19 protein-coding genes are annotated in these 18,318 nt (G+C 37.6%); 2 read left to right on the top strand and 17 right to left on the bottom strand.

The genetic code is table 11. The features are described 5' to 3' along the window. A partial coding sequence (locus F606_RS20610; protein WP_019552780.1) for a transposase occupies positions 1 to 231 on the top strand: 231 nt, incomplete at its 5' end. A 234-nt stretch (positions 232 to 465) separates the two neighbouring features. Here the strand turns inward: F606_RS20610 and F606_RS0104985 are convergent. The 16 genes from F606_RS0104985 to F606_RS0104910 all read right to left on the bottom strand — a co-directional run bounded on the left by F606_RS0104985 (position 466) and on the right by F606_RS0104910 (position 14,568). Next, on the bottom strand, positions 466 to 1,278 hold the full coding sequence (locus F606_RS0104985; RefSeq protein WP_026329253.1) for a DeoR/GlpR family DNA-binding transcription regulator: 813 nt from the start codon (positions 1,276 to 1,278) through the stop codon (positions 466 to 468). A gap of 258 nt (positions 1,279 to 1,536) precedes the next feature. Next, on the bottom strand, positions 1,537 to 2,502 hold the full coding sequence (locus F606_RS0104980) for an NAD(P)H-dependent flavin oxidoreductase (RefSeq protein ID WP_019552778.1): 966 nt from the start codon (positions 2,500 to 2,502) through the stop codon (positions 1,537 to 1,539). Between the two features lie 134 nt (positions 2,503 to 2,636). After that, the gene (locus F606_RS22195) at positions 2,637 to 3,491 is read right to left on the bottom strand and encodes an AraC family transcriptional regulator (protein WP_019552777.1); all 855 of its coding nucleotides are present in this window, start codon (positions 3,489 to 3,491) and stop codon (positions 2,637 to 2,639) included. 283 nt (positions 3,492 to 3,774) lie between these two features. Next, the gene (locus F606_RS0104970) at positions 3,775 to 4,203 is read right to left on the bottom strand and encodes a MarR family winged helix-turn-helix transcriptional regulator (protein ID WP_019552776.1); all 429 of its coding nucleotides are present in this window, start codon (positions 4,201 to 4,203) and stop codon (positions 3,775 to 3,777) included. A gap of 162 nt (positions 4,204 to 4,365) precedes the next feature. Continuing rightward, complete coding sequence (locus F606_RS0104965) at positions 4,366 to 4,701, bottom strand: hypothetical protein (RefSeq protein ID WP_019552775.1); 336 nt, start codon at positions 4,699 to 4,701, stop codon at positions 4,366 to 4,368. A gap of 215 nt (positions 4,702 to 4,916) precedes the next feature. Next, a complete protein-coding gene (locus F606_RS0104960; RefSeq protein ID WP_019552774.1) occupies positions 4,917 to 6,332 on the bottom strand; it encodes an NADH-quinone oxidoreductase subunit N in 1,416 nt (471 codons plus the stop codon). Further along, positions 6,332 to 7,837 (bottom strand): complex I subunit 4 family protein, encoded by a 1,506-nt coding sequence (locus tag F606_RS0104955; protein WP_019552773.1) that lies wholly within the window; start codon positions 7,835 to 7,837, stop codon positions 6,332 to 6,334. The genes F606_RS0104960 and F606_RS0104955 overlap by 1 nt, the downstream gene beginning before the upstream one ends. A 1-nt stretch (position 7,838) precedes the next feature. Then, positions 7,839 to 9,743 carry an NADH-quinone oxidoreductase subunit L gene (nuoL, locus tag F606_RS0104950; protein ID WP_019552772.1) on the bottom strand — a complete coding sequence of 635 codons (1,905 nt, stop codon included), beginning with the start codon at positions 9,741 to 9,743 and terminating at the stop codon, positions 7,839 to 7,841. Positions 9,744 to 9,771: 28 nt separating this feature from the next. After that, complete coding sequence (gene nuoK / locus F606_RS0104945; protein ID WP_019552771.1) at positions 9,772 to 10,080, bottom strand: NADH-quinone oxidoreductase subunit NuoK; 309 nt, start codon at positions 10,078 to 10,080, stop codon at positions 9,772 to 9,774. Further along, complete coding sequence (locus F606_RS0104940; protein WP_019552770.1) at positions 10,077 to 10,586, bottom strand: NADH-quinone oxidoreductase subunit J family protein; 510 nt, start codon at positions 10,584 to 10,586, stop codon at positions 10,077 to 10,079. Before F606_RS0104940 ends, nuoK begins: the two co-directional genes overlap by 4 nt. Next, positions 10,579 to 11,049: a NuoI/complex I 23 kDa subunit family protein gene (locus F606_RS0104935; RefSeq protein ID WP_019552769.1), complete on the bottom strand. Its 471-nt coding sequence runs from the start codon at positions 11,047 to 11,049 to the stop codon at positions 10,579 to 10,581. The genes F606_RS0104940 and F606_RS0104935 overlap by 8 nt, the downstream gene beginning before the upstream one ends. A gap of 12 nt (positions 11,050 to 11,061) precedes the next feature. Next, entirely contained in the window at positions 11,062 to 12,102 is a 1,041-nt protein-coding gene (nuoH, locus tag F606_RS0104930; protein WP_019552768.1) for an NADH-quinone oxidoreductase subunit NuoH, read from the bottom strand. A 25-nt stretch (positions 12,103 to 12,127) separates the two neighbouring features. After that, complete coding sequence (locus F606_RS0104925) at positions 12,128 to 13,225, bottom strand: NADH-quinone oxidoreductase subunit D (protein ID WP_019552767.1); 1,098 nt, start codon at positions 13,223 to 13,225, stop codon at positions 12,128 to 12,130. A gap of 7 nt (positions 13,226 to 13,232) precedes the next feature. Further along, positions 13,233 to 13,703, bottom strand: a complete 471-nt coding sequence (locus F606_RS0104920; protein ID WP_019552766.1) for an NADH-quinone oxidoreductase subunit C — start codon at positions 13,701 to 13,703, stop codon at positions 13,233 to 13,235. Then, on the bottom strand, positions 13,700 to 14,215 hold the full coding sequence (locus F606_RS0104915) for an NADH-quinone oxidoreductase subunit B (RefSeq protein ID WP_019552765.1): 516 nt from the start codon (positions 14,213 to 14,215) through the stop codon (positions 13,700 to 13,702). The genes F606_RS0104920 and F606_RS0104915 overlap by 4 nt, the downstream gene beginning before the upstream one ends. Next, a complete protein-coding gene (locus tag F606_RS0104910) occupies positions 14,206 to 14,568 on the bottom strand; it encodes an NADH-quinone oxidoreductase subunit A (protein WP_019552764.1) in 363 nt (120 codons plus the stop codon). The genes F606_RS0104915 and F606_RS0104910 overlap by 10 nt, the downstream gene beginning before the upstream one ends. A gap of 1,217 nt (positions 14,569 to 15,785) precedes the next feature. Between F606_RS0104910 and F606_RS0104905 the strand changes: the two genes are divergently transcribed. After that, positions 15,786 to 16,562 carry an HAD-IIA family hydrolase gene (locus F606_RS0104905; protein ID WP_019552763.1) on the top strand — a complete coding sequence of 259 codons (777 nt, stop codon included), beginning with the start codon at positions 15,786 to 15,788 and terminating at the stop codon, positions 16,560 to 16,562. A 235-nt stretch (positions 16,563 to 16,797) separates the two neighbouring features. Here F606_RS0104905 and F606_RS0104900 read toward each other — a convergent pair whose 3' ends face one another. Continuing rightward, entirely contained in the window at positions 16,798 to 18,204 is a 1,407-nt protein-coding gene (locus tag F606_RS0104900) for a PTS mannitol transporter subunit IIBC (RefSeq protein WP_019552762.1), read from the bottom strand. Positions 18,205 to 18,318 lie beyond the last annotated feature (114 nt).

Below are 18,318 nucleotides of genomic sequence, written 5' to 3'. Positions count from 1 at the left end.
CGATTTAAACAATGGCAAGAAAACGTTATGACATATGATATAAAGCAGTTTAATAAATTAATGAAGACAGTGATCGAATGGAAAAATGAAATTATTGCAGCAATTTCAACGGGTTATAGCAACGGATATATAGAAGGATGTAACAATCGAACAAAGGTACTCAAACGGACTTGTTATGGCATACAAAAATTTAAACGAATGAGAAATCGGATACTTTATATGGCTGCATAAAAATAGAAAATAGCGAGGAGAAATCCCCTCGCTAAAAATTCACTTTATGTTTTTACCCCAACACTTGACAAAGAACCAAATTGTCGCAAAAATATTTATTAATTGTATATAATTTTAATTTACACAAAGTATTTTTTTTATCAATGTTTCATTTATAAACATTGATAGAGTTCAACAAAGTAATAATTAAGCTTATTAAAGATAACATCTCTAAAGAAAAGTCTTGTCATTATTTTATTCAAGTTTAGATTTATATGGACAAATCTCTATGTGTATTCCATGTTTCCTATACCTATCCAATAAATCTTTATCGATTTTTTCATCTGTTAAAACCAAATCAAGATTTGATGAAGCAGAAAAACTTGTTGTAGATATATTTTCGAATTTCAACGAATCCAACATAACTACAATACGTTTGCAATGTTTAAGCATTGCCTTTTTTAATTCCACTTCATAAACATTAAAATCCGTAAGTCCTTCGTTTAATGTAAATCCATTTGCAGAAATAAATCCACAATCAGCATTAATATGATTTAATATATCAGCACCTAACAAACCTTCAACAGAACCCGAATTTTTTGTTACGATTCCACCTATAAAGATAACTGTGATATTGGGCATTTCCTTTAATGCCAGCATAGTATAAATACCATTTGTAATAACAGTAAGTTTATTAAAGCGGTCTAATTTTCTTGCTAAAACAAGTGCCGTCGAGCTTGCATCCAATAAAATACATTGATTATCTTGAATATACTGAAGAGCATATTCACTGATAGCTTGTTTTTCTTCACCATTTTTACTTTCACGCGTCTTAAAGCTAAACGTATTAGATACGACTGAATTAACCAGTGGCATATCGTCTCGAGGCATTAATAATGTCGCTCCACCATGCGTTTTGCAAATCAATTTATCGTTTTCTAACTTATTTAAATCATTACGTACTGTAGCTGGCGACACACTTAATTTCTCACATAACTCATTTGTCGTAACCTGTCCATTTTCTGACAATAGCTTTAAAATAACTCTGTGACGTTCGATTGCAAGCACAATATTTATTTCCCCTCTATAATGAATTTCAAACTTATCGAGCATTCTTAATATCCATTTTTAAATTATATAGATAGTTTAAGAAAATTTATACTCATATATAGTTTAAAATGCCTTTTAATGTATTAAATTCTCCTTACTCATTACACTATTGATACACTAAATGCACATGTTTCTATTTATATAATATAATATAAAAGGATAATAATCAACAAAATTCGTTATATAGGATCTTAGATTTATGCACAGAAAATTCATCTAATTAGAAGATGAGAAATTATCTGCCACCTCTATTTCTTTTAATAACCTATTGAAAATCTCTTTAACCGACAAGATTTCTTTTATTTTATAGATATTTTCACCTGTAAATACCAGTCCTGTCGCAACATCGCCTTGTTGTGCTCTCGACAAGGCACGGATTATACAAAAACTATGACTGCAATGTTTTAAGCAGCCTTTGCAGCCTTTTGATCCTGCGGTGCCTTGATCAATTTGTTCAGCAAATGGATTTTTCAAAGCACGTCCCGGTAACCCAACTGGGCTGTCAATTAAGACAACATCTTCTTTTTGTGCCTTCAAATAAAAAGCTTTTAAGGCTGGTGCGGCATTGCATTCTTCACTCATAGCAAACCGTGTACCCATTTGCACTCCGTCAGCACCAAGCCTTAACACTTCTGCTATATCCTGTCCATTAACAATCCCGCCCGCACCAATAACTGGGAGCTGAACGGATTTTTTCATTTCAGCTATAAAATCTTTTATTGAATGATTCGTCGTGCCTAAATGCCCCCCAGCTTCTTTTCCTTCGAAAACAACAGCTGCTGCGCCTAATCTTTCTGAAAGTTTCGCTGCTTTTATCGATGATACCATTGTAACAATGGGAGTATTGCTCTCTTTTCCTATATCAAATACATCACGCGAGAATCCGGCACCAGCTACAACTAAATCAATACCTTCGTCAATCGCTGTTTTTACAAGTTCTTTAAATTCCCTGGCAGCAACCATCACATTCACACCAATAATGCCTTTTGTCAGGGAACGTGCCAAGCGAATTTCAGTACGTAATTCATCAAAAGACATACCAGAGCCAGCGATGATTCCTATGCCTCCGTTTTCGCCTACAGCCGCTGCAAGTCGTGCCGTAGAAATCCGTACAGCCATACCACCTTGAATAATTGGTATTTTTGCAACTAAATTTCCTATTCTAAGTTCAGGCAGTTTCATTTTAAAAGCCTCCTCAAATATATAAAAAACAGCACCATTTTGAAGGATTACCGATTTTTCTCTTATATTATCCTTAAACTATACAGGTAATAGCCAGAACATTCTTGACTATTTTTGCAGTTTTTCATTTTTATTTAATCCAGCTTACAAACAGGAATATAAATACAAAATTGCTTTGTTTTAAAATAAGCGTGGTCATAAAATTCCATAGAAATAAAATCTGCGAACGATCGATTCAGTTTAAGCCCCGAAACCAAAAGTGCCTTACTGATATCTTGAACTACTGTTTTATAAATCAAAAACAGGTCTGTCGAATATTTGAAAACAGCATAGTCGGACTCCGGCACTGTTAATTCTACAAAATCAGCATCAGCCTGATCTCGTTTTATTTTACAGCCAGTAAAATAGGTCAAATTTCCGGCTTCCTTTTTTGTTATATTATACATTGGTTCAATGTTTTTCCGTTTAATAACATTCGTCAAAAATTCTTGAACGGAATTTACTACTTTATCTAAATCATTCTTTACCGTTGGCTTAAACGCTAAGCGTTTTCCAAATAACTGGAATTCAGCTACATGTTTCAGGGTAAAATCAACAATAATATCATTATGAACATTTTTAAATTTTCTTTCGACAATTTCTTTTTTTTCAATAAATGGTATTCCAAAATCTAAGTTCCGACAAGCAAGCGGGGTAATCTTAAAAAATCGTTTAAAACTTCTCGAAAAGGTTTCAGGAGACTCGAAACCATAGTCGAATGCAATATCAATAATACTCTGCTTCGTCGCTTTGATTTTTTTTGCCGCTTCTGACAAACGCCGCTGGGTAATATATTCCGCTAATGTGGCATTGGTTAACGACCGAAAAATTCTATAGAAATGATAACGAGAAATATAATATTTTGCTGCGAGTTCATCAAGCCGAACTGTTTTATGCAAATTATTTTCAATATACTCAATGGCATCATTCATTACTTCAATATAATTCATAAACTCACTCCTCCGCAAAACCGTAAAAATATATATCAATTTTCTTATTGCATTGAAAAAAGACATTCCTATCTTACCTGCTGCTAATTTCATTATACTCTTTAATTGCGGTCACAACATCTATTTATATAATGTAACAACATAAAAATGTAACAACTCAACGTTTTAAATTCATGATTAGGTTTTAAATAGCCAGTGCTCTCGCAGCTACTATTTGAAAAGCTGAAATATGGCGCATCGCCCATATGATTGTATGCTTATTATGCCTTTTTTAACACATTCTTTATGAATTAACATTTCTATGCAAGCGAATTAAGAATTCTTCCAACTGAGCTTTTTCATCATCTGTAAATCCGGTTAACAATTTATTTTCAAATTTTTCTTTCTCCTTATTTATGTTTTTAAATAACTCTGCTTCGTATTCTATAAGTGTTACAATTTTCATTGTTTTTTTATTAGGATTCAAAAAAGTTTGAATCAGTCCTTTTTTTTCTAAACGTTTTAAAATCCCTACAACCGTAGGATGAGAAACCTGTAATTCTTCTTCCAGTTCTTTCTGCGTCACTAACTTATCTTTATTATCATGCAAATATCCTAAAATGCGAAGTTGCCTCAGAGTTACTTCATAAGGTTTCAAAAACGAATTCACCTGAACTAAAATGCTATCATTAATGAGTTTAATAATAAAGCCTATAGGTTTTATTATAATCACTTCCCCCTCCACTAAACTTATTAATAAGAAAACCCCTTATCTATTAATTATAGCATAGATAAGGGGTTTTCCTATTAATAATAAAGTAGAGAAAGTTATCATTATTTACATTAAAAATATGATTTATTCTTTATAAACTTAGAATCTATTATTTAAAACATATTATTTTTTCATACTCTTTATGTTCTTTAAGGCTTGATTATAAGCCGCATCACTTACATTAAATGTTTTTTGAACATCTTTCCACGTATTAGATTTTGTTTTCTTTCCTGCAACTGTAGATATTGAATTATTACTTGCAAATGCGATGGCTCCAGCAGATTGTATATCTGAAGTAGAATATCCTTTTGCTTTTAAGGCATCAATTTCTGCTTTTGCCTGACTTTCACTAGAAGCAGCAAAAACTACTGTATTCATATTAGAAAAATTTATCACTGTAAAAGACAAAACCATTGAAAAGCATAATGCTACTATCATTTTCTTGTTTATTTTTCTCACGCTAAACACTCCCATATATTATAGATTCATAAGTTTATATTCAAAAGTGTAGCACGCTACACCTATTATGTCAATCATGAATTGGATCTACTACAATAAGACCGGAAAACCATGAATGTTTTTTACTCCTGTGGCATAACATTACATAAAAAGCCACAAAAGGAAGCTTAAAAGTCTGCTTTCTTTTGTGGCTTAAGGAAAATTATTTTATTTTTTTACCACAGCGCCATTGCTGCCGCATTTGCCAGTGTGGCAAGTGGAGCTGGATATATACCAATGAATAAGGTTGCAATCAAACTAAGCAAAGCTACAATTCGCAGTGAACCACTCATCGTAAAAATCTGCTGATCCTTTACAGCATTTCTATACATCGTTCTGACCACAAGTATATAGTAATACACTGAAATCATCGATATAACAAGACCTAATATGGCAAGCCATAAATAGCCATTGTCTGCAATCGCCATAAATATATACATCTTGCCGATAAAACCTGCCATTGGCGGAAGACCAGCCATCGACATCAAGGATACGGTCATAACCACAGCGAGCAATGGTGATTTTTGTGACAAACCAGATAAATCTTCAATATCATCTGAACCACATTGATTATAAACAGCTGCCGTTACAGCAAAAGCTCCAACATTAGCAACCATATAAAGTACTGCATACACTAACATTCCCTTGACGCCAGCTGAATTAGCAGCTAACATGCCTGATAAAATATATCCGGCTTGCGCTATTGAAGAATACGCCAGCATACGTTTCGTATTCTTCTGCCATATAGCACCTACAATGCCAACAACCATGCTAAGCCCTGCCAAGATGCTGATAATCGGCAGCCAGTACATTTGTAAATCGTTGAATGCTACAAAAAAGACTCGCAGCACAATTGCAAATCCTGCAGCTTTTGATGCCATCGCCAGCATTGCCGTAACTGGAATCGGTGCCCCTTCATAAACATCCGGTGCCCACATATGAAAGGGAACAATGGATAATTTAAAACAGAAACCGGCAATCATAAGGCCCATACCAAAAAGTACAGCTGGACTAGCTGTGATATGTTCAGCAATTTGGCTTAACATAATATTGCCAGTAAACCCGTAGATCCAGCTCACTCCATATAAGAAAACCGCACTAGAAGCCGAGCCTAAAATGGCATACTTTATACCAGCTTCACTTGACTTGACACTTTTCAAATCAAAACCAACAAGAACATAAAACACAATCGTCATCAGTTCTAACCCAACAAACAAGGTTAATAAATCCGTTGCGGATGCCATGACCATCATGCCAACTAAACCTAGCAATAATAATGCATAAAATTCCCCCGCATTGCGAGTCATTTTTTCTACATAATCCAGCGAAAATAACAGCGTTAATATCGTAGCCACAATGAATAACTGCTTGAAAAACAAAGCAAACGTATCAACCACAAAAAATCCGTGGTACACCGTAGCTGAAATTCCATACTGACTAAAGGTATATACGAGAATTCCCAATAAACCACAAACTGCAAAAGCCCCTAAGCTGCGACGCGTTTCTTGTCGTGGCAGCAGTAAGTCAAAAATGATGATAAGCAAAGCGAGAATAACAACCGCTATTTCACTCGTGAGCAGTGCAATATTCATCAAAAAGCACCTCCCATCAAAGTCGCCATAATCGGTTCTACACTACTATTAATCACACCTATTAATATTTGTGGGAAAAACCCAAATACAACTAAAACAGTACCTAATAGTACAAGGGATACTAACTCCGCACCAGAAGCATCCCGGCAACCGTCAAATTCTTCACGCCGCGGTCCAAACAGGACATTTGCTAACATGCGCAAGATGTAGACGGCCGTAAAAACAATACCGGATATCGCGATGAACGTATATAACGGATATACCTTAAATGCACCGACAAAGGTTGTAAATTCCGGAATAAAGCCTGCGAGTCCCGGTAGTCCGAGTGAGCTCATTCCTGCTAACATAAAGCCAGTGGCAATGCGCGGCATTTGATGCGCTAATCCGCCAAGTTCAGGAACCTGCCGTGTCTTTGTTTTATCATAAACCAGCCCAATCATCGCAAAAAACAAAGCACTCATGATTCCGTGAGCAAACATATTGGCAATCGCCCCATCGATACTAATAACATTTAAAGCCGCAAAACCAATCAGTATATAACCCATATGAGATATCGAAGAATATCCAATGATATATTTCAAATCTTTTTGTGCTAAAGCAACAAATGCAGCATACAAAACATTTACAACTGCAAAAACAGCGATAAATGGGGCCCAAAATTTTACCCCAAGCGGTAAAATAAGCAACCCGATCCGAATCAACCCATAACCACCGACTTTTTTCAATACACCGGCATGAAGCATCGATACCCCTGTCGGAGCAGCCGCATAACCATCTGGTGCCCAACTATAAAACGGCCACATAGATAAAGTCGAACCAAAACCAAGCAGTAATAAGAAAAACACGATGACTTGAACAGATTCTGATAAGTTCCCCAGAACATGTGCCTGCGCTAAAGCCTGCATCCCAAAGGTTCGCATCCCTGCTGGAAATGCATTCACATATAACGCAATAACACCAGCAAGCATGAAAGCCGAACCTAATAGTAAATAAATCGTCAGCTTCATCGCCGCGTATTCTTTAGTCACTCGCTCCGCCGATCCCCAAACAACCATCATAATATACGTAGGAACGATCCCCAGTTCATAAAACAATAAGAATATGAACAAATCCTGCGATACAAACGTACCAATTGCACCAACGATTAAAAGAAGCAATTGAATAAAAAATTCTTTAGAACGTTTATCTATATTCCAAGAAACAAAGACTGCTGAAAAGCCCACTAACATAGTCAATAGGAGTAATGGCAAAGAAATCCCGTCCACTCCCAATGCATAAGCCACACCTAACTCTTCAATCCAAGGAACATTCTCTACATATTGCAGCCCGCCCAAATTAACATCATAAGCCCAATACGCATATAAGGTTAGTCCGAGAGCAATAGCCATCGTTACTGCTGTTATCATCTTTATCGTTTTGTCAGCCTCACGCGGCATAATCGATAGTACCAATATCCCCCAGATAGGCGTTAATAAAATTGTCGTTAATAACGGAAAATGAACCATTTTAGTAAGCACCTCCTGCTACACCATTAAATAGTGGATTGAGTAGTACTAACCATACGACAACAAGGATCATGGCGCCAAACATGACTAAACCATACCGTTGCAAGTTACCATTTTGGCTTTTGCGCACAACATTGCCAAGTTTAACTGGTAAACTTGCTGCCACTTTTATAAGAATTGCTTCAACAAAATGAAGTTCCAGCCAATACAAAAGTTTTCCGAACCCATCCACAAACGTGTGATTAAACCACAAATACAATTCATCTATATAATATTTATGGAAACTGACTTTATAGAAAATACGAAAACGCCGAGAAAGTTGATCCGATCTAACCATACCATTCCCGTATATAAACCAAGCCAGACACATTGCTAAGATAGCAAGTACCGTTGAGGTTGCCGCAACGCTAAAATCGATGCCCTCATGAACGGCTGCACCGAAACGAACCCAGTCACCAAAGTTGTTTGCATATGGTATATATCCGCCAATAACAGCAAGAATACCAAGTACTATGAGAGGTATCCGCATAGAAAGCGGTGCTTCATGCGGATGATTCTCTGCTTTTTCTTCTCCACAAAAGACAACAATTAAGAGCCTTGCCATATAAAAAGCCGTCATAAATGAAGTCACAACCGCTATTATATATAATGGCGTACTCACCTGAGCCACCGCCAGTAGTATTTCATCTTTAGAAAAGAATCCCGCAAATGGTGGAATACCAGATATGGCAAGTACACCAACCGTCATTGCTGCAAACGTAACGGGCATTTTATGCCGCAAGCCACCCATCGTAAAAATATCATTATTTTTCGGTAAAGCATGCAGCACTGCGCCAGCGGCTAAAAACATCAATGCCTTGAAAAAAGCATGTGTCATCAAATGAAACATCGATGCCGTAACACTACCAACCCCAAGGGCCAGCATCATATAGCCTAACTGGCTGATCGTAGAATACGCTAAAATACGTTTGATATCGCGCTGTGTAAAGGCAATCGTTGCTGCAAAACAGGCGGTAAAAGCTCCGACCCAGGCGATTACTGCCATCGCATCTGGCAAAACACTAAATAAGAAAAAGGCTCTAGCTACCAGATATACCCCAGCTACTACCATCGTAGCAGCATGAATCAGAGCTGATACTGGTGTTGGACCTTCCATCGCATCCGGCAACCACACATGCAGTGGAAACTGACCGGATTTCCCTACAGGTCCTAGGAATATAAGCAAGGCCACAATCGTTAAGAGAGCTGTACCATGCTGCATAACATAATTTGGCACATTCGTCGCCAACTGCTGAAAGTCTAGCGTTCCAAATAAAATCTGTAAAAACAAGATTCCAATTAATAAGCCGAAATCACCAACGCGTGTTGTAATAAAAGCTTTTTTAGCTGCTTCCCTGGCGGAAACTTTATTGAAATAAAAACCAATTAGCAGATAGGAGCATAAGCCCACTAACTCCCAAAAAACAAACAATTGGACAAAGTTAACCGCAATGACTAACCCGAGCATAGACGCCGCAAACAACGACAAATAGGCAAAAAATCGGCCAAAACCGTTATCCCCCCGCATATAACCAAGCGAATAGATTTGTACAAGCAAAGCTACCAACGAAACAATGACCAGCATCATCGCCGATATTGGATCAACATAGACTCCCATATCAACCTGAAGCCCTGCGATAGAAACCCATGGTATTTTCTGCACGAGTGGATTATCCACCGTGATTTGCCTTACTATAACGCCATACCCTACACCTAAACTCAATATGAAACTAAGCAAACTCATGCAAATAGATACAAATCCTGCTGCTGCGGGAAGACGACGCAGAAAAAATCCTACGAAGATAAAAGCGAATGCCGGTAGCAACGGAATAAGCCAAGCATGATGTAATGCATATTGGTTAAACAAAATTTCTCACCTACTCTCTCATGCAATCTTACCAGTGCATCTCATCAAGTCTCGCTGCATGCACTGTGTTCCGATCATGATATACGCGAAAGACCATTGCTAGTCCCACTGCTACTTCAGCAGCCGCTACCGTAATCGTAAATATAGCAAATACCTGACCGGTTAAAGCCTCCGGTGTGATAAAATGTGAAAATGTAATTAAATTTATATTCACCGCATTGAGCATCAATTCAATACTCATCAAAATACCAATGATTGTGCGCTTGGTTAATACTCCGTACAACCCAATCGCAAATACAATGGCCGCAACGGTCAAAAAATGAGCCATTCCAATCATTCTTCCACTCCCTTTGCCAAAACAATTGCCCCAATCATAGCCGCCAGCAAAAGCACAGCCGCAGCTTCCATTGCAACCATATAATCCGTTAAGATGAACTGTGCAATAAGTGACGGGGTATCTTCAACAGCTCCCTCACCAAAATAATGCCACGGTGTTGTAGCAATAACGCCCAGTGTAACAATAACAAACAGACCACTGACCACAGCAACTAAACGAGATGGAATATTTTTTTCCGTATCATTGGTTCCATGCCGGGCACTCCTTCTGGTAAGCATCGTTCCCAAAACAAAAACAATTGCAATAGCCCCATTGTAAATCAGAATTTGGACAGCTGCCAAAAAGTCCGCCTGCAAAAGTACATATAAACCACTTACGCCAATAAAACACAACGCCAGTAGTAATGCACTGTGAACGAGATCATTTTTTGTCACAACCCCAATTGCCGATGCTACTGTAATCGCCGCAAATATAAAAAATGCTGCATTATAGGCCAGCTCATTCATCCAAAATCCCTCCTTTAAGGGTATTGCCCTTTTCACCAGCTGCTTTATCATCTACGGATATCGTTTTTGCCAATTTCTGCTTTGCAATAGCTAAACAATCAACATCCAGTTCATCCCGAAAGTACCGAGAATTTTCATAGTTTTTGTCCCAAGCAATAGCCTTCGTTGGACATGCTTCCACACAAAAATTACAATACAGGCACAATCCTGAATGATATACATATGACTTTAAGTAACGTTTTTTCGCTTCATCCGTACCGGTCGTAATCTCAATCACATGATTTGGACAGGCCATTTTGCACAGTCCACAGGCGATACATTTTTCCGTATTTAAATCCAGCTCGCCGCCACGAAAGCGTTCGGGCATGGTTAGCTTTGTTTCTGGATACTGCAGCGTTTCCTTTTTATGAAAAAAAGTTTTAAAGGTTACACGCATACCTTTTAATAAGCCTTTACCAAGCATATTTTGTCCCTCCTAACTGAAAAACTCGTAAATATACATGCCAATCCCTGTAATAATAACATTAGCCAATGCCAATGGCAGTAATATTTTCCAACCAAAAGACATAAGCTGATCAATACGCAGTCTTGGAAAAGTCCAGCGAAACCACATAAACAGGAAAATCATTACACCAATTTTAAGAAAAAACCATATCCACCCAGGCAGCCAAGGTCCATTCCAGCCACCCAAAAACAAAGTTGCTGCAATCGCTGAAACAGCCAATAAATTAGCATATTCAGCCAAAAAGAACAAGGCCCAGCGCATGCCTGTATATTCCGTAAATGGTCCAGCAACAAGCTCTGATTCACCTTCAACTAAGTCAAATGGTGCCCGGTTAATTTCTGCGGTTGCCGTAATCACATAAACCACAAAAGCAATTGGTTGTAAAAATATAAACCAAACCTGCTCTTGTGCGGCTACGATTGTACTCATCCGCATTGAGCCAACCAACATGACAATGCCTAAAATTGAAAGTACCATTGGAACCTCATAGCTAAGCATCTGTGCGACTGTACGCATACCGCCTACCAGCGAATACTTATTATTCGAAGCCCAGCCAGCCATCAAAAAAGGCAAAACCGACTGCGCAGATATCGCGATAAAATAAAAAATCCCAATATTCAAATCTGCAAAAATAGCCTTGTTATCAAAAGGAAATACTACATAAACTGCCGCGGCAGGAATAAAGAGCAGCATTGGTGCTAACATCCACATCCACCGATCCGCACCATCTGGCATAATATCCTCTTTCGCCATAAGTTTTACCATATCAGCAACCGACTGCAATGTTCCCTTAGGACCAACGCGATTCGGACCTGATCGTCTCTGCATAAAAGCACTTACCTTTCGTTCAGCATAAACTAATACAACTGCCGACAAGGAAATGATCGTAAAAATAGCTCCGATATTAATTAGGCTCATACAGATATCCACAAGCTGTTGATTCGGTAAAAAGCTTTCTAATAATGCTCTCAGCATTTTTGCAATCTGAAATAAGCTAGTTATCTCTTGCATACTTTGTGACTCCTCTTCATAAAGTTTAGCAGTCTACTTCCCCCATTAACGAATCTAATGTCGCCAATACTGCTACAACATCACCGATTAACAACCCCTGACAGGTTTCATTGAGCACCTGCAGGTTAATAAAGGAAGGACGACGTACATGAATACGATAAGGTTTCGTAGAGCCATCGCTAACGATATAAAAACCTAGTTCGCCACGTGGATTTTCGATAGAATGATACACATCACCGACTGGTGGTTTGATTACCTTAGGAATTTTCGTCATAACTTCACCCTCAGGCATTTGCTCCAACGCCTGAGCCACAATACGCGCGCTCTGCTTCATTTCTTCCATACGGCCGATATAACGATCCCAGCAATCGCCAACTTTGCCGAGAGGCACATCAAAATCAAAGCGATCATAAATACCATATGGTTCTATTTTTCGAATATCATAGTCAACACCTGAAGCCCTCAGTGCAGGCCCAGTCAAACCAATTTCAAGTGCCCGCTCAGCCGTAATCACCCCTGTACCTTTTAGGCGATGATACAAAATTTCATTGCCTGTTAATAACTCGTGGTATTCCACAAGCATAGCCGGAAAATCCGCCAAGAAACGTTTTAATTCTGGAATGAACCGGGGTGGTATATCGACCGACACACCGCCAAATCGTATATAATTATAAGTTTGTCTAGCACCACAGGTCATATCAAATAAATCTAAAATTCGTTCACGAGCACGAAAACCAAACATCATACCAGTCGAAGCACCAAGATCAATTGCCAGCGACCCCATAAAAATCAAATGACTGGCCATACGATTCAGTTCTGTCATGATAATCCGTAAATATTCGGCCCGTTCAGGCACCGTAATTCCCATCAGCTTTTCTACTGCCAGACAATATCCCCAGTTATTCCCCATAGATGAAACATAGTCCAACCGATCCGTATAAGGTATAAACTGAGTATACGTACGACTTTCCGCCAGTTTTTCAATGCCGCGATGCAGATAGCCCATGTGGGGAATTGCTTGAATGACTAACTCGCCATCTAGTTCCAGTACGACTTGCAGAACGCCATGCGTACTAGGATGCTGCGGTCCCATATTCAAAGTATAGGTTTCTGTCTTTACCATGAATTGATTACCTCTTTTCTCCCGTATTAGCAACGAAATTGTACGTTTTACGCAATGGATGCTCTGTGAACTCTTCTGGCATTAAAATACGCCGCAAATCAGGATGACCGATAAAATCCACACCTAATAAATCGTAAATTTCCCGTTCCTGAAAATTTGCCGAAGGCCAAATCTTTGTCACAGACGGAACTTTTAAGGCTTCCATCGTGCACCGAACTTTTATCGTAATCGCATGACGAAGCGGCAAGGAATATAAATGATACACAAGCTCCATATATTCCAGATAATCAACCGCGGTCAAATTACGCAGCATATTGAATTGATAAAGCTCATTCGTTTTAAGAATATCCAAAACTTCCAACATTCGTTCTGGCATAACAAGCAACGCTGCTTGAGAGTCCTCACCAATCAATTGTATAGATTCTCCGCAGTGTGCCTGCAGCGCAGCCAGCACCTCGTTTATATCTAGATTGCTCATATTTTTCTCCTTGCAGCCTCAGGATGCTTAATCTTGCGTTTCAACTCCAGCATTCCGTGAATCAACGCTTCCGGGCGTGGCGGACAGCCAGGAATGTACACATCAACTGGTAGAATCTTGTCCACACCAGGCACAACTGAATAAGAATCCGCAAAGGGTCCTCCGGAATTTGCACAACTGCCCATGGCAATCACATATTTCGGCTCAGGCATCTGCTCATATAAGCGTTTCAATGGCCCTGCCATCGCCCAAGTCAAAGTCCCCGCTACAATAAGCAAGTCAGCTTGTCTTGGTGAAGCACGAAAGACCTCATAGCCAAACCTCGATAAATCAAAGCGCGCAGCGGCAGCCGACATCATTTCGATCGCACAGCAAGCCAGTCCTGACGACAACGGCCACAAAGAATTACTTCGCGCCCATTTTAATACAGTATCAAAACTTGTTAAAATGATGTTTTTTTGCAGCAATTCATTGGCTTGCTCTTCTTGTGTTTGCAATTTACTTATTTCCATTCCAATGCTCCCTTCTTCCATGCATAGGCTAGCCCTACCACTAAAATGCCAAGAAAAATAAACATTTCAATAAAGGCAAATGTCCCTAATTGCCGAAATTTAATTGCCCAAAGATATAAAAAGACAGTTTCAATGTCAAATGCGACAAATACTAATGCATATAAAAAATAACTTGCTCTGAATTGAATCCACGTTTCGCCAACCGTATCTACACCACACTCATATGGCATAGATTTTTCCACGTCATTATGACGAGGGCGAGGGCGAATCATAAATGCGGTTCCTAATGCCATTACCGGAAATATCAAGGCAACCAGCAGTAATAGCCCAATATTGCCAAACTCTTGTAACATCCTGGCTTCTCCTCCTCCATTAAAGAATTATTTCACATAGTTCAATAGTAAACACCGTTCACACTCGATACCGAGCTATCCGCCTAAAAAACAAAAGCCTGCCCAACTCCAGAGATTTGATACTTATTCTATTTAAATTCACAACAGAATTCACGCTCTATACTCTATCTCTGTCATATTTTATATAAATAATATATTTCTTCGTATCGGGTATGTATAAAGACAGTTTATACCATTTGAGATAATTATAGCACGAGAAAATTTATTTGTCCTTCTAAAATTCACAAATTATCCGCTTGAAAGAGTTCACTGAAAAAGCGGAAAACTCCAATAAAACGTGCCATTCCTCGATCTAAAATACTCTATACACATCCTGTAAAATCGTTGATTATACAAGGGTTTCGCATCACCAAAAAGCGGTCAAAGCCCAGCACTTCTACTCAATATTTTCAGATACAAAAAACAATCCAGCTTAAACTGAGCAGGTAGTTCTTTTTCATCTTAAAATTTATAAAAAAATAACGAATGTTTATTATAAAAAGTAATATACTTGATTTTTTTAAATATAAATAAAAATAAACGTATGATCACATCTAGAGTTTTAATTGCAAAACCAAAACCAAATTTTAATTTTTTTATATCACCTGCCATAGACAACTAAAGTAAATTATTATCGTTTTCATATAAAAATAGCACCTTCTATGGTCTATTTATAAAGAAGGTTTCCGTAATATACTCAAATAGACAACTTCTGGACCAACAGCCAGTTTATGAATTCTTTATTTTTCTAGTCGAATAAAAAATTCCGTTGCCTGCAAATTATTTATTATAAAGTATTATATCCCTAAGTTTAATATTTTCTCCATCATCTTTTAATAAATTTCTCATATATAATGATTATTATTTTAATGTATTTCATTTATAAAGAATATAAAAATATGTTGCATAATTTTAATTTTTGATAAACCGATAAATATTTTTAAAATAGTAAATAAAACAGTATTTTTTATTATCATTTTTACAAATAGTTTACAACTTAACAGCTCTTTTTTAATATTGTCAAAAAGGAATATGCCTTACATTAGAAGAATACTATTTTAATAGGATACTTATTATTAAAGCACAGTCCTGTATTTTCGGATATTCAAACGAATATATCAAGTAGGCAATCATATCCGTTAAACAAAAGGCTGTTATATGCAAAGGTGGGATTGATTTTGGATTTATTAAGAGCAAAAAAAGGATTTATATGTGATATGGATGGTGTAATCTACCAAGGAAACCAGCTTCTCCCCGGTGTCAAAAAATTTGTTGACTGGTTATATCGCGAAAACAAAGATTTTTTATTTTTAACCAATAACAGTGGGAAGACCCCACAAGAACTGCATCAAAAATTAGCATACATGGGACTTGATGTAGACGAAAGTCATTTTTATACAAGTGCCTTGGCAACAGCGAAATTTTTAGGCCATCAACACCCAGGCTGTAGTGCCTATGTGGTCGGAGAGTCCGGTCTTTTTAATGCCTTACATGATGCAGGCATTACTCTCACGGATGTTAATCCTGACTACGTTATTATAGGTGAAGCCCTTAATTACAACTACGATCTCATATGCAAAGCCATGCATCATGTTTTAAACGGGGCAAAGCTCATTGGCACAAATACCGACTTAACCGGACCATCCGAGAATGGGATACTACCTGCCTGCCGTGCTCTCGTTGCACCAATCGAGCTCACAACTGGGAAAAAAGCCTATTATATCGGAAAGCCCAATCCACTAATGATGCGCACCGGCCTGCAAATTCTGGGCATCCATTCGGCCGAAACCGCAATGATCGGTGACCGCATGGATACAGATATCATCGCCGGCATCGAAAGTGGTCTCGATCCAATTTTAGTTCTCTCTGGTGTGACGACTCGCCGTGAAATGGAAAAATACCCATACCATCCAAGATTAGTTTTAAATGGCGTCGGGGATATCCCCACAGCTTAATCAAAAAATACAAAAAAACATCTTAAAAATGGATATGCTCCCTTTTAGTGGACAGTTAAAATAATAAAACTGTCTACTATAAAGGGAGCATATTTTTATGGCATGAAAAACTATTATTGCAGTAGTGCGCAAAATGTTAACATGTATATATACATTCATCAATTCTCAACATAGAATTAATAAATTTTCACTGCAGTCACGGTTAATTGGAAAATTTTATAAAATTTGTTAATTATTATTTATGGTATTGTTGTTCTATCTGTCCAATAAGTTTCGTAACCTCAGGATCTTTTAAATAATTTTCAATTGCAATGATTGGCTTGTCCTTAACAACCATACGAGTCCGATCCACTAATTTTTTATGTGTAACAATAATATCAGCTTCAGTCGGAATATTTTCAATAGCAAAATGTTCAACACGAATATCGATTCCCAGTTTGTCTAAATTTTTTTTCATAACGCTTGCTCCCATTGCACTGCTTCCCATACCCGCATCACAGGCAAAGGCAACAAAAGTAATGAGTTTTTGAGATGTATTATTTGTTATATCGGTAAGAATATTTTTTCCTTCCTGTTTCATCGACTTGGTCCGAACAATAGACTCATTTAAATCTTCATCCTTATTCGTTTTAGAAATTTTAAGAATGAATGCTGTAATTAGAAAACTTACTACGGCTGCAACAAAAACACCAGCTATTACACCTAAAAAATTACCTTTTGGTGTAAGTGCTAAGTAGGCAAAAATAGAACCAGGACTAGGACCTGCGACAAGACCTGCCCCAAATAATTGAAAAGTAATTATTCCACATGCAGACCCGCAAATCATAGAAATAATAGTAATAGGTTTCATTAGTACAAATGGAAAATACATTTCATGAATACCACCGAAGAAATGTATTATTATTGCACCGGGTGCTGTACTTTTTGATACGCCTTGACCAAATAACGCATATGCCAGCAATAAGCCTAGCCCCGACCCTGGATTTGATGCAACCATAAAGTAAATAGATTTTCCTGTATCTAAAGCATCTTGCATTCCCAAAGGATAATATACTCCCTGATCAATAACATTATTTAAAAACAATACTTTAGCTGGTTCATTGATTAACGCCAATATTGGTAAAATACCAGTGCTTACCAATACTTTTATTACTATACTGATAAGATTATTTGCTTCCTGTACAGCTGGACCAATTAGTGAATTTGCTAAGAGACATAAAATAAGACCTACAATACCTAGAGAAAAATTGTCAATTAACATTTCAAACCCTGATGGAATATGATTTTTAATTGCTTTATCAAATTTTTTAATCACATAAGCACTAAGCGGCCCCATAATCATTGCACCAAGAAACATAGGTATATTAGCTCCTACAATAAGACCTATCGTTCCTACAGTTCCAGCAATTCCACCTCTTGCATCATATACTAACTTCCCCCCAGCGTATGCTAATAACAAAGGTAATAAGGAACTGACCATCGGGCCTACTAATTTAGCAAACGCTTCATTGGGAAACCATCCTGTCGGTATAAATAGTGCAGTAATAAACCCCCAAGCTATAAAGGCTCCCATATTAGGAATTACCATGGCTGTCAAAAAACCACCAAATGCCTGAATTTTAGCTCTTATATTCGTTGTCATATTTATTCTCCTTTCAAATTCACATCATATTTCTATATAATAAAAAAAATAATGATTAACTGACAAATCAATTAATAGTAATACCAATAAGAAATTTAAAGTCAAAAGTATTTT

The sequence above is a fragment of the Propionispira raffinosivorans DSM 20765 genome (assembly GCF_000381065.1).
GTDB lineage: Bacteria > Bacillota > Negativicutes > Selenomonadales > Selenomonadaceae > Propionispira > Propionispira raffinosivorans.
The sequence above is the reverse complement of the archived record's forward strand: the minus strand, read 5'-3'. Positions and strand labels throughout refer to the sequence as shown.

Bases quoted from the DNA above. Each gene is read 5' to 3' on its own strand.
- F606_RS0104940 (WP_019552770.1), bottom strand. From the start codon at position 10,586: ATGAATGAGCTGGCCTATAATGCAGCATTTTTTATATTTGCGGCGATT.
- F606_RS22195 (WP_019552777.1), bottom strand. From the start codon at position 3,491: ATGAATTATATTGAAGTAATGAATGATGCCATTGAGTATATTGAAAAT.
- F606_RS0104910 (WP_019552764.1), bottom strand. From the start codon at position 14,568: ATGTTACAAGAGTTTGGCAATATTGGGCTATTACTGCTGGTTGCCTTG.
- nuoK (WP_019552771.1), bottom strand. From the start codon at position 10,080: ATGATTGGAATGGCTCATTTTTTGACCGTTGCGGCCATTGTATTTGCG.
- nuoH (WP_019552768.1), bottom strand. From the start codon at position 12,102: ATGCAAGAGATAACTAGCTTATTTCAGATTGCAAAAATGCTGAGAGCA.
- F606_RS0104955 (WP_019552773.1), bottom strand. From the start codon at position 7,837: ATGGTTCATTTTCCGTTATTAACGACAATTTTATTAACGCCTATCTGG.
- F606_RS0104935 (WP_019552769.1), bottom strand. From the start codon at position 11,049: ATGCTTGGTAAAGGCTTATTAAAAGGTATGCGTGTAACCTTTAAAACT.
- F606_RS0104925 (WP_019552767.1), bottom strand. From the start codon at position 13,225: ATGGTAAAGACAGAAACCTATACTTTGAATATGGGACCGCAGCATCCT.
- F606_RS0104900 (WP_019552762.1), bottom strand. From the start codon at position 18,204: ATGACAACGAATATAAGAGCTAAAATTCAGGCATTTGGTGGTTTTTTG.
- F606_RS0104915 (WP_019552765.1), bottom strand. From the start codon at position 14,215: ATGGAAATAAGTAAATTGCAAACACAAGAAGAGCAAGCCAATGAATTG.
- F606_RS0104980 (WP_019552778.1), bottom strand. From the start codon at position 2,502: ATGAAACTGCCTGAACTTAGAATAGGAAATTTAGTTGCAAAAATACCA.
- F606_RS0104960 (WP_019552774.1), bottom strand. From the start codon at position 6,332: ATGAATATTGCACTGCTCACGAGTGAAATAGCGGTTGTTATTCTCGCT.
- F606_RS0104920 (WP_019552766.1), bottom strand. From the start codon at position 13,703: ATGAGCAATCTAGATATAAACGAGGTGCTGGCTGCGCTGCAGGCACAC.